At 53.1% G+C, this 11,977-nt stretch carries 8 protein-coding genes; 7 read left to right on the top strand and 1 reads right to left on the bottom strand.

The genetic code is table 11. From position 1 onward, the window contains the following. The first annotated feature begins 25 nt into the window (after window positions 1-25). The 7 genes from IEY39_RS05710 to IEY39_RS05680 all read left to right on the top strand — a co-directional run bounded on the left by IEY39_RS05710 (window position 26) and on the right by IEY39_RS05680 (window position 10,997). Window positions 26-529: a sigma-70 family RNA polymerase sigma factor gene (locus tag IEY39_RS05710; protein WP_188929366.1), complete on the top strand. Its 504-nt coding sequence runs from the start codon at window positions 26-28 to the stop codon at window positions 527-529. Window positions 530-531: 2 nt separating this feature from the next. Next, a complete protein-coding gene (locus tag IEY39_RS05705; RefSeq protein WP_188929364.1) occupies window positions 532-1,650 on the top strand; it encodes a FecR family protein in 1,119 nt (372 codons plus the stop codon). A 47-nt stretch (window positions 1,651-1,697) separates the two neighbouring features. Continuing rightward, window positions 1,698-4,973 (top strand): TonB-dependent receptor, encoded by a 3,276-nt coding sequence (locus tag IEY39_RS05700; protein WP_188929361.1) that lies wholly within the window; start codon window positions 1,698-1,700, stop codon window positions 4,971-4,973. A gap of 11 nt (window positions 4,974-4,984) precedes the next feature. Further along, window positions 4,985-6,694: a RagB/SusD family nutrient uptake outer membrane protein gene (locus tag IEY39_RS05695; protein ID WP_188929359.1), complete on the top strand. Its 1,710-nt coding sequence runs from the start codon at window positions 4,985-4,987 to the stop codon at window positions 6,692-6,694. Between the two features lie 66 nt (window positions 6,695-6,760). After that, window positions 6,761-7,972 (top strand): ADP-forming succinate--CoA ligase subunit beta, encoded by a 1,212-nt coding sequence (gene sucC, locus IEY39_RS05690; protein WP_188929357.1) that lies wholly within the window; start codon window positions 6,761-6,763, stop codon window positions 7,970-7,972. A gap of 1 nt (window position 7,973) precedes the next feature. After that, window positions 7,974-8,798, top strand: a complete 825-nt coding sequence (locus tag IEY39_RS05685) for a purine-nucleoside phosphorylase (protein WP_229688782.1) — start codon at window positions 7,974-7,976, stop codon at window positions 8,796-8,798. A gap of 183 nt (window positions 8,799-8,981) precedes the next feature. Then, entirely contained in the window at window positions 8,982-10,997 is a 2,016-nt protein-coding gene (locus tag IEY39_RS05680; RefSeq protein WP_188929355.1) for a putative porin, read from the top strand. Window positions 10,998-11,005: 8 nt separating this feature from the next. Here the strand turns inward: IEY39_RS05680 and IEY39_RS05675 are convergent, their stop codons facing one another. After that, complete coding sequence (locus IEY39_RS05675; RefSeq protein WP_188929354.1) at window positions 11,006-11,974, bottom strand: cation diffusion facilitator family transporter; 969 nt, start codon at window positions 11,972-11,974, stop codon at window positions 11,006-11,008. Window positions 11,975-11,977 lie beyond the last annotated feature (3 nt).

Genomic DNA, 11,977 nt, shown 5'->3' with positions numbered 1-11,977 from the left:
ATTTTTTGTTTTTACCTTGCGCCTTATGATTGACGACAAAACGCTCTTCCGGTTGGTGACGGAAATGAAGCCTTTTGTCCTCCGGTTGACGAGGTCACCCCACGCCGCGGATGAAGTCTTACAGGAGGTGTTTTTGAAGATATTACTCAACCGGGAGAAACTGGCAGCAGCGGAAAATCCCAAAGCTTATATCATTCGCATCGTCAGCAACGAATCGGTGAATTACCTGCGGGCGCAAGCCAGGAACGGCAAGCTGCTGGCGGAGATGCGGCCATTGGCTGCCGGGGAAGCGCCTTCCCCGGAACAATCGCTTTTTTACCGGGAGATGGAACTGCAACTAAATGAAGCCGTCGAGCGGCTGCCCCTTGCCTGCCGGAAAGTCTACCGGATGAGCCGGGAACAGTATATGCGTATCCCGGAAATAGCCCAGGCCCTCAACCTTTCCGACAGTACGGTGAAGAACCAATTGGTAAAAGCATTAAAAAATCTGCGGCGCGTAGTCCTTCACATCGGGTTCTTCGTCTTATAGGCATGCCCACGCCACGAACAACCTATTTACTACAACAATACCTGGATAAGACTATCTCGGAAGAAGAGCTTGCCGAGCTGAGCCTGCTGTTGCAGGATGAAGCCGCCGGGGAAGACCTGCAACAGGCAATGGAGGGGTTGCTTACAGAAGCCGTGGAGACGCGGCCTTTGGAGATGCGGCCGCGCAGGCGTGTTATTCCTTTGCGACGGATAGGGTGGTGGGCCGCTGCGGCAGTCCTTATTCTCGTGGCTGGCGGACTTTGGATAGGAGAGAGTGGTAATAAGGTGAAAGCACCTGTGGTGGCGGTAGCGCATGATGCCGCCCCGGGTGGGAATAAGGCCCTGCTTACGCTTGGAGATGGGAGTACGGTGCGACTGGATGAAGTAAAGGCCGGGGTGGTGGGGCGACAGGGGAATACACAGGTTATCAAGAGCAAGGATGCGCAGCTGCAATATGAAGTGGCAGGCGATAGCGGGGCCGTCCAATATAATGTCCTGGCGACGCCCCGGGGTGGTCAATATAAATTAGTATTGCCGGATGGGACGAAGGTATGGCTGGATGCGGCTACTACTATCCGTTATCCGACGGCTTTTGCCGGCGCGGAACGGGTGGTGGAGTTGAATGGGGAAGCGTATTTTGAAGTGGCGGCGGATGCGGCAAAGCCTTTTCGGGTGGAAGTTGCGACCGACAAGGGGCAGATGCAGGTGGATGTGCTTGGTACACATTTCAACATCATGAGCTATGCCGATGAGCCGGTGGTAAAAACGACGCTGCTGGAAGGATCGGTGCGGGTGCGGAAAGGTGGGAAGCGGGTGCAGATCAGGCCCGGTGAGCAGGCCCGCCTGAACGGCGACGGCAGCCTGGTGGTGGTGAAGACAGATGTGGAGGAGGCGGTGGCCTGGAAGAATGGATTGTTCAAATTCGAAGAAGCGGATATGCAACAGGTGATGCGGCAATTGTCAAGATGGTATGATCTTGAGGTTGTGTACACCAACGGAGTACCGAAAGATCGCTTTCAGGGCGAGATGTACCGGGACGTGAATCTCTCTAAAATATTAAAAATATTGGAAGCCAGCGGAGTCCGTTTCACCGTGGAAGGGAAGAAGCTGCTGGTGCAGTAAAACAAAGTTAAACCCAAAACAAATCTATGCGTTTTTATCGTAGGTTCATGAGAATGACCATTCTCATGCTGACAGCCGCTTGCCTGCAGGTTAGTGCTGCGGGCTATTCCCAGAAAATAAATCTCTCGGCAAAGGATCAGCCGCTTGACATTGTGTTCAAGGAGATAAAGGCCCAGACGGGTTATGTATTCTGGTATAATGTAGATATCCTCCGGCATGCCAGGAAGGTTACTGTACAGCTTCATGATCAGGATCTAGTTACGGCGCTGAATGCTATTTTCAGTAACGAGCCCCTTACCTATGAGATCATCGACAAGACCATTGCGGTGCGGCTCAAGGATGGAGCCACTTTGGATGCTGTCCCGCCGCCGGTTACTATTTCGGGTAAGGTTGTCGATGAAAAAGGGTTGCCGGTGCCGGGTGTTACGATCCAGGTGAAGGGCCAGCCGGGTGGGGTAACCACGGATGGTGAAGGAGAGTTCAGGATGGCTGGTGTACCGGAGAGCGCCATCCTGGTGTTTAGTTCTGTCGGCTATCAGCCCCAGGAACTAAGGGTAGGAGGCCGCGGCTCACTTTCGATATCGGTTTCGATAGTGATGCATAGCGAATCGCAGAGTCTGGGTGATATGGTCGTCATCGGTTATGGCCGTGCTACCCGCAGGAGTCTTTCCAGCGCGATCACTACGGTGAAGGCCGAAGACCTGAATAAGGGCGCCATCACCGATGTTGGGCAATTGCTCCAGGGTAAGGCGCCCGGACTCAATATCACCGCCAGCGGCGACCCCAACAAGCCTGCGGCCGTTATCCTGCGGGGCGCTTCCACGATCAATAGCCCCGGTGGTCCCTTTTATGTTATCGATGGTGTACCGGGTGCGGATATTTCCACGGTGGCGCCCGACGATATCGCGACTGTCGACATTTTGAAGGACGCGGCAGCAACGGCTATTTATGGTAACCGCGCTGCCAACGGCTTGATCATGATCACGACAAAGAGAGGGAAGAAAGGACAAACGCAAGTGACGTACAACGGTTATGTAGGGACGGAACAGGTGAGCAGCAGAGTAGAGGTGATGAATGCGCCGGAGTTAAGGGCATTCCTGGCCAAGAACAATCTGAGCTTTGCCGCAACGGATGATCTTGGCGCCAATACGGACTGGCAGAAGGCGATAGAGCGGAACACGGCGGTGTCTACCAACCACAATATCTCTTTTTCCGGCGGTGGGGAGCATAACACCTACAGCGCCACTGTCAACTATGTCAACAAAGAAGGGATAATCCGAAACACCGACCTGTCGCGGGTGATCGCCCGGCTGGCCATCGATCAATATGCGCTGAACGACCGGTTGAAATTCAGTCTCAATGTCGTCAACTCATATAGTAATGGCGATGAACTGCCTTATCTCGGAGTAATACTGTTGCAGGCGGCGCATTATCTTCCGGTGTCCCCGGTGAAGAGAGCCGATGGAACCTACTTCGAGAATAGTGCCAACGGCGGTTATTATAACCCGGTGGCCATGATGAACCACAGCACGATGAATGACAAGAACAACAATCTCATCGGGACTTTGAATTCCCAGTTGCGGCTGCCGTTTGGATTTACGTATGATGTCAATCTCTCGTACCAAAACTATTCCAACTTGCACGGGGAATATTACGATTCTTATTTCACAACCAATTACAACAATCTATATAATAACCCTGATCCGGGTCCGACCGGGAGGACGCAGCAAAGCTTTGGGCCCAACGGGCAGGCCTATCGCAGCAGCTATACCAGCAACAGTAAGCTGCTGGAGACCTTCCTCACGTTCGACAAAACGCTGGGCGACCATAGCGTAAAAGCCGTCCTGGGTTATTCCTGGCAGGATAATATCAACAATGACGGATTCCAGGTGACGACTTTCAACTTCCCTGTCGACAATATCTCTTATAACAACTTTGCATTGAGTGCGCCTTATGCCAATCCCAACCTGCCAAAGATCAGTTTCGGTCCGGACGGGCTTTACCAGGAGACAAAGCTGATCAGTGATTTCCTGCGGGTGAATTATAGCTATAAGGACAGGTACTTGTTGCAGGGGTCGGTGAGAAGGGATGGCAGTTCGGTGTTTGGCGCCAACCACCAGTTCGGCTATTTCCCGGCGGTGAGCGCTGCATGGCGGATCAGCCAGGAGAAGTTTATGGAGGGGCAGAATATTTTTTCCGATCTGAAGCTGAGGGGCGGCTATGGCATCGTGGGAAATGCGTTTGGTTTCAATGCCTATACGGCGCAGACCTTTTCGGGTTCGCTTGGAACATTCTATTCGGCCGGCAGCCAGGTGAATGCCTATGGGCCTACGCAGGCGGCCAACCCCAATCTCGAATGGGAGCAAACGGCGACCACCGACATCGGGCTTGACGTCGGGTTGTTGAAGGGAAGGCTCAATGCTTCGGTGGATGTTTATAACAAGAATACGACGGGGATGATCTTTCCCTATACGGTGGACCACTTCCTGGTCTCCACCGGGACGATCGTTGCTAATGGAGGCGGGATGAACAATAAGGGCATCGAGCTGCAGGTATCGGCTACCCCGGTGAGCAGGGGTGACTTCTCCTGGACCACCTCGCTGAACATGGCGCATAATATCAACAAGATCACCAGCCTTAACAATCCGTTGTTTGCCGGGGTGGATTCCATTCCGGAGGCCGATCCGGAAGGTGGTGGCGAATCGGGTGTTCATCTACAGGTGTTGAAGGCCGGCAGGCCGCTGGGGCAATATTTCACACTGCAATACGCGGGGAAGAATGCGAATGGAACTACGCAATTCATTGATCATACCGGTAAGCCGGATACCACTTATGTTATCGGTACGGACTACCATTATCTGGGTGATGCACAGCCAAAGCTGATCTATGGCTGGAACAATACTTTCCGGTATAAGCGTTGGGACCTTACCGTTTTTGTACGGGGTGTTCTTGGTGACAAACTCTTCAATGCCACCCGGGCAGACCTCTTCCGGCCGGCGACGGCATCGGTGAACAATATTCTGAAGGATGCTGCGAACGAACTGCCCGGCGATGCCAATGTCTTCCGGTATTCCAGCCGGTTTATCGAAAGCGGCAGCTTTTTGCGGCTGGACCATGCTTCCCTGGCGTATACTTTCAAGGCTATCGGGTCGTACATCCGGAATATCCGGGTCTATGCTACGGTGAACAACCTGTTTACGATTACGGGATATAAGGGTATCGATCCGGAGATCAACCAGGGTGGGGTAGCGCCGGGTGTGGATTACAATAATTTTTACCCGAAGACACGAACGGCGTTAGTGGGAATAAATGTATCATTCTAAAAAACCGAACGATGAAAAGATATATTGTTTGTATTGTTTTGGCGGCTGCTTCGCTTTGTGGCTGCCAGAAGGTGGGTGTCAATATCAAGACCGAATTGTCGCCTGCTGTCTTTCCACAATCACAGTCCCAACTTGTTTCGGTGCTTGGATCTTCCTATGCGGCGCTGAGGGGCAATTATGCACTGGATTATTATTTTATGCAATCGCTGACCACGGATGAGGCCATCCTGCCCGCGCGTGGCGGCAACTGGTATGACCCGGCCAATGGCTATAACAACCTGCATTATCATAACTGGACGCGGGATAACGGCTGGACCAACTCTACCTGGACCTGGCTTTCGACGGTGGTGGGGGTGTGCAATTCCGTTACGGCCACGATAAATGCCTCGAGCCAGCCGGCTGCTTTCAAGCAGAGCAGTGTGGCGGAGCTGAAGGTGGTGCGTGACCTGGCCTATTTTATGTTGATGGACCTCTATGGGAATGTTCCGTTGGACACCTTATACGGGGATTTCAGCCAGCATACCAATGTGCCGCGGGCGCAGGTGTTCAGCTTTTTGGAGAGTGACTTGAAGGCGGCCCTGCCTTATCTGACTACGGATGGCAGCGCCACGATGTATGGCCGGGCCAACCGCTATACTGCATATGCGCTGCTGGCGAAAATGTATCTCAATGCCGAGTATTATACCGGCACGGCCCGTTATGATGACTGTGTGGCCGCCTGCGACAGCATTATCAATGCCGGGGGCGGCGCGCAATATGCGTTGCAGCCCAGGAGCAGCTATCTGCAGATGTTCTATCCTACCAATGGGCCGGCGATGAAGGAATTCATTTTTGCCATTCCCTATGACCCCAATGCTACCTCTTATCCCGGCACGAATGGGTATAATTACCGGGCACGTTATGATCTGGACCGGAATTTAGGTATCCGGTATCATTATGCGGGGTCTACGGCGGGCAGCAATATCGATCCGGTGATCAACCAGACGACGGGTGGCGGTTTGGTGAACAGCAAGCCCAGCGGTCCGGAAAGCACGTTATTTTCCTATTATTCTGCCTATTTTAACGACGCGGGGGATATCCGCAACGGGCAATGGCTGACGGGCCTGCAATACAATGCGGACGGTACCCCGCTGATGGTCAAGACGACGAAGGGTGGGTACGACGCTACGTACCAGGGCTCGGATAAGGGTGCTACCTATGTCTACCAGCTGAATCTTACTCCGCAGGTGTATTTCCGCACCAACGCCGCCAGCGGGGCCAATCCTTCGCTTTTTGATCTTGGTAATGATGAGATTGCCTGGAATATGGGCTACCGGAATATTAAATATTATCCTGATTCGACGAATACCTCTTCCCGCAACCAGAATAATGATATGCCGGTCTTTAGACTCGCGGATATTCTGTTGGAGAAAGCCGAGGCGATCTTGCGGGGGGCGGCAGTTACACAGGGGCAGACCCCGTTGTCGCTTGTCAATAAGCTGAGGTCGGTAAGGACTACCTCTCCGGCATGGACGAATATTACGCTCGATTCCGTATATAATGAGCGTTGCCGGGAGCTGAGCTATGAGACCTGGCATCGGAATGATATGATCAGATATGGCAAATTCGAGGGCGCGTGGGGATTTAAGACGGATGCTGACCCGAATCACCGTATTTTCCCGATACCGAGTACGGCGATATTACTGGATCCGGCGCTGCGGCAGAACCCAGGGTACAATTGATAAAAAAAAGACCCAGGCGATGCTTGGGTCTTTTTTTTGGGTATCTTGCAGCAAATTTTTTAGTCCATGAACTTGCATGAATATCAAGCCAAAGAACTACTGAAAAAATATAGTGTACCAGTACAGGAAGGCATCCCGGTAGACAATGCGGGGGCTGCCGAAGAAGCATACAAACAGCTTAAAGTACAGTTTGGGAACAATTTCGCAGTAGTGAAGGCCCAGATACATGCGGGTGGCCGGGGAAAAGGAAAGATACAGGGGACGGAACAACGTGGGGTGGCTGTAGGCAAGAACGCCGAGGACATCAAGCAGATTGCGTCCAATATCCTGGGTGGTACTCTGGTGACGATCCAGACGGGCCCCGCAGGTAAGAAGGTGAACAAGGTGCTGATCGCGCAGGATGTCTACTATTCGGGCGCCAATCCCGTCAAGGAATTCTACCTGTCGGTGTTGCTCGACCGGGCCAAGGGTCAGAATGTGATCATGTACAGCACCGAGGGTGGGATGGATATCGAAGAAGTAGCGCACAATACGCCGGATCGGATATTCAAAGAGCACGTTCATCCCGGTGGTGGTCTGCAGCCTTTCCAGGCCCGGAAGATCGCTTTTAATCTGGGGCTTAGCGGCGAGGCGTTTAAGAATTGTGTCAAATTCGTTACGAATCTCTATAATGCCTATGTCGGGCTCGATTGTTCGATGCTTGAGATCAATCCCCTGTTCAAGACCAGCGACGAGAAGATCATCGCCGTCGACTGTAAGATGAACCTGGATGACAATGCCCTGATGCGGCATCCGGAGCTGGAGGCGCTGCGTGATATCAGCGAGGAAGATCCTACGGAAGTCGAAGCCGGGAAATATAACCTCAACTTTGTCAAGCTCGACGGTAATGTAGGCTGTATGGTGAATGGCGCCGGACTGGCCATGGCGACCATGGATATGATCAAATTAAGCGGCGGAGAGCCTGCCAACTTCCTGGACGTCGGTGGTACGGCAAATGCCACGACGGTGGAAGCCGGTTTCCGCATCATCCTGAAGGACCCGAAGGTAAAGGCGATATTGATCAACATCTTTGGCGGTATCGTCCGTTGCGACCGGGTAGCCCAGGGGGTTATCGATGCTTACAAGTCTATCGGCGATATCCGCGTACCTATCATCGTACGCCTGCAAGGCACGAATGCCGAAGAAGCCCAGCAACTCATCGCTCAAAGCGGCCTCAAAGTTCAGTCTGCCATCCTGCTGAGTGAAGCAGCGGCACTGGTTAATAAAGCCGTTTCCTGATATGGGCGGGACCATTTTACAGCAGATAGAAGAAACCGTGAGGGCCATCAGGCTGAGGACTGATGCGAAGCCGAAGGTGGGCATCGTCCTGGGCAGCGGGCTTGGTAATCTTTCGGCGGAGATCAGTATCGAGCAGGAGATCTCTTATGCCGACATCCCGCATTTTCCCGTCTCTACAGTAGAAGGTCATCAGGGGAAGTTGATCTTTGGGACGCTTAACGGGCGGCCTGTCGTGACGCTTTCCGGCCGTTTCCATTACTATGAAGGTTATTCCCCGCAGCAGGTGGTCTATCCCATCCGGGTGTTGAAATTCCTGGGGGTGGAGACGCTGCTTTTGTCCAATGCCGCCGGTGGGATGAACAAGGCCTTCCATGTGGGCGACCTGATGATCATTAAAGATCATATCAGCTTTTTTGTTGTGAACCCTTTATTGGGAAAGAATGAATCTTCCCTTGGTCCGCGATTCCCGGATATGAGCGAGCCTTATGACCGGGCACTGATCGGGAAGGCGAAGTCCATAGCGGTTGGATTGGGGATACCTGTTCACGAAGGTGTTTATGCGGGTGTGACGGGGCCCACTTTTGAGACCCGTGCTGAATATAAGTTATTGCATATAGCAGGTGGCGATGCGGTGGGGATGAGCACGGTGCAGGAGGTGATAGCGGCGCGCCATCTTGGAATGGCCGTATTTGCGATGAGCGTGATCACCGATCTGGGTATCCGGGACGAAGACAATATCATCACCCATGAGGAGGTGTTGCAGGCGGCCGCGGCGGCTGAACCCAAGCTGACAGCCCTGTTTAAAGCCCTGATTGCCGAGCTGTAAGCCGGTGCCAGGATGGACCGGAGGGCCATCGGCCGAAGGCCAATCATTAGCTTGTCGCCGGAGAAGGGCTATATTCCGCAGGAGCCCTTCGGAGGCGACAATTAACTTTTCTTATGCCACTTAATGAGTAAATTGGCCGGAATTATTTCACAAGTGACGTTACGCCGAATTTTCCTTTTGGGAATGGTAGTGTTGTTATCGGGATCAGGGCTCCTGGCACAGAATCCGCTGGGCCGGTTTGGCAATATCGGTGGAGGGGGCGCGGGAGGGCATGACAGCCTGCAGCATCGGCACGAAGACACCATTACCATTAATTTCCGTTATCTCGATTCCAGCAAGCTATACCGGTTGGATTCTTCCATCCTCGACCTGGGTCGCAGGCTGCCGTTGAGATCGACCTGGATCAACCTGGGCAATATAGGTACTGCGGCCCGCAGCCTGATCTTTACGCCGCGGATGCAGTCGGGTTGGGACCCGGGCTGGCATTCCTACGATCAGTATGTCTTCACCGTCGACGAAACGCGCTTCTTTCATACGACGAAACCCTACACCGAATTAGGGTATTTCCTGGCGAGCAAGGCAGAGCAATATATCGACATCTTTCATACGCGGAATATCAAGCCTAATTGGAATTATTCTTTTCAATACCGGCTGATCAACGCGCCCGGAACCTTCCAGAATCAGAACACCAATCACAACACCTACCGGGTTACGTCCTGGTACCAGTCGAGGAACAAGCGCTACCAGAATTTTTTTGTCCTGGTGTCGAGTAAACTGGGGGCTTCGGAGAATGGCGGGATAGTGAACCCGCTGCAGCTAGATTCCTCCACGTATAGCAACCAGTCGACCTTGCCGGTGAAACTTGGGAACAATCTGCTGCAATCGACGGGTAACCCTTTTTCCTCGTCGATCACAACGGGAACAAAATATACGACGACCACCTTCCTGATGCGACAGCAGTACGATCTTGGGCAAAAGGACTCCATCGTGACGGATTCCTCGGTGATCCCCCTGTTCTATCCGCGGGTGCGGCTGGAGCATACGCTGAATTACAGTGTGTATCACTACCGGTTTTTCGACCAATATTTTTCGCCCGCGTATTCGCTGGATTCTGCCTATTATGCCACCTATCTCCATTTGTACAATATCCATCCGACGGACAGTTTCTGGCGGCAGGATAACTGGACGAATTTTTCCAATGATTTCAGCCTCTACCAATTCCCGGATTCGAAGAACCCACAGCAGTTTTTCAAGCTGGGGGCTACGCTGGAACTGCTGACCGGCAATTTCGATACGACGACATCGGCTGTCCTCCATACGGCTCATAAGCTGAATAACCAGAATGTTTATGCGCATGCGGAGTATCGCAATAAGACAAGGAACCAGAAATGGGACATCGAGGCGGCGGGCCGGCTTTATCTCAACGGGCTGGATGCGGGGGATTATAATGCTTATATTTCCCTGAAGCGGCTTATCACTCAACAGGTGGGTTATTTCCAGGCCGGGTTTGAGAATGCCAACCGGACGCCGGGGTTTGTCTTTGATGGGGCGAGCAGCTTCAACCTGGATACCGCTTCGCAGCATAAGGCGTTTGGCAAGGAGAATACGACCCACATTTTCGCTTCCCTGGAGCAGCCGCAGCATCAGCTGCTGTTGACTGCGTCGTATTACCTGATGACGAACTATTCCTATTTTCATGATTATTACCAGGAGTCGCAGTCGGGTGTTTTTAACGTTTTGCAGGTGACGCTGCGGAAACAGTTCACGATATATCGCCATTGGAAGTGGCGGATGCTGACGACGGTGCAGCAGGTGGCGGGGGCTTCTCCCGTACATCTTCCGTTGCTCGTTTCGGCCAACCAGGTGGGGTATGACGGGAATTTTGGGTTCAGGAATCTCAATCTCAGCTTTGGGACGGAGATCAGGTATATCAGTTCTTATAAAGCCGATGGGTATTCGCCGGCGGTTGGCCAGTTCTTCAGCCAGAATTCCACTGTCAGCCAGCATGCGCCTGATGTAAACCTGTACCTGCATCTGCGGATACGCAGTTTTACCGGCTATCTACGGGCTGAGAATGTCAATGCGCTGACTTTTAGCCCGCATGGGTTTGGCTTTTACAACAATAATTTCGTAGCGCCCTATTATCCTTCGCCGGGGCTGATCATCCGTTTTGGATTATACTGGGGGTTCATCAATTAGGTTGTGGGCTAGCAATCAGGCTCGTCGCAGGGGGCGTCTTCCATTTCTACTTCGAGGGTGGCGTGCTGGATATTCTGATGCAGCAGTTGGTGTTTTATGTGATGTTTCAGCTGATCTACGGATTCCATGCTGGTGTTGCGGTCGACGACCAGGTGGGCCGTCAGGGCATTCTCCGTGGTGCTGATGGCCCAGATATGGATGTGATGAACGTCTTTTACGCCGCTGATCTTTGCGATGGCGGCTTTTACTTTTTTGATCTCGATGCCTTGCGGTACTCCATCGAGGGAAAGGCGCAGGCTGTCGCGGAGCAGCTGCCAGGTGCTGAAGAGGATGATGATGGCGACCAGCAGGCTCAGCGCGGCATCGATCCAGTACAGGTGGGTGTAGAAGATGATAAGGCCGCCGACGACCAGGGCTGCCGATACGATGGCGTCTGAAAGCAGGTGGAGGAAGGCGCTTCGGACATTCAGATCGCTATCCTTGCTGCGGAAGAAGAGCAGCGCCGTAAGGGCGTTGATGCCGATGCCGATGGCTGCGACGATGGAGATAGTCTTTCCCGGCAGCGGTTCGGGCGCCATGAGCCGGTGTATGGCTTCGTACCCGATGGCGCCGATGGATAAGAGCAGGATGGCGGCGTTGAGCAGGGCCACCAGGATCGTAGTCTTTTTATAGCCGTAGGTATACTTTTCCGTCGGCTTTACTTTTAGCAGCCGGATGGCGATGAGGGACATAGCCAGTGAGGCCACGTCGGCGAGATTATGACCGGCGTCAGAGAGCAGGGAGAGGGAATGGATGGCGAGCCCGACGATGACCTCGATGACGACAAAGGCGAAGTTGAGGATGATGCCGACGACAAAGGCCTGGTTTACGTCTTTCAGATTGACGGGATGATGGTGGTGGCCAAGGCCGTGGGCATGTCCGTGGTCGTGGTCGTGGCTGTGAGCGTGAGCGTGTGCGTGATCGTGGGTGTGAGCCATTGG

This window comes from Puia dinghuensis (assembly GCF_014642875.1).
GTDB classification, from domain to species: domain Bacteria; phylum Bacteroidota; class Bacteroidia; order Chitinophagales; family Chitinophagaceae; genus Puia; species Puia dinghuensis.
This window is presented reverse-complemented; position numbering and strand designations above follow the sequence as displayed.

What these genes read in the sequence shown, in the direction of transcription:
- sucC (WP_188929357.1), top strand. Translation starts at nt 6,761, where the DNA reads ATGAACTTGCATGAATATCAAGCCAAAGAACTACTGAAAAAATATAGT.
- IEY39_RS05705 (WP_188929364.1), top strand. Translation starts at nt 532, where the DNA reads ATGCCCACGCCACGAACAACCTATTTACTACAACAATACCTGGATAAG.
- IEY39_RS05685 (WP_229688782.1), top strand. Translation starts at nt 7,974, where the DNA reads ATGGGCGGGACCATTTTACAGCAGATAGAAGAAACCGTGAGGGCCATC.
- IEY39_RS05675 (WP_188929354.1), bottom strand. Translation starts at nt 11,974, where the DNA reads ATGGCTCACACCCACGATCACGCACACGCTCACGCTCACAGCCACGAC.
- IEY39_RS05700 (WP_188929361.1), top strand. Translation starts at nt 1,698, where the DNA reads ATGAGAATGACCATTCTCATGCTGACAGCCGCTTGCCTGCAGGTTAGT.
- IEY39_RS05680 (WP_188929355.1), top strand. Translation starts at nt 8,982, where the DNA reads ATGGTAGTGTTGTTATCGGGATCAGGGCTCCTGGCACAGAATCCGCTG.
- IEY39_RS05710 (WP_188929366.1), top strand. Translation starts at nt 26, where the DNA reads ATGATTGACGACAAAACGCTCTTCCGGTTGGTGACGGAAATGAAGCCT.
- IEY39_RS05695 (WP_188929359.1), top strand. Translation starts at nt 4,985, where the DNA reads ATGAAAAGATATATTGTTTGTATTGTTTTGGCGGCTGCTTCGCTTTGT.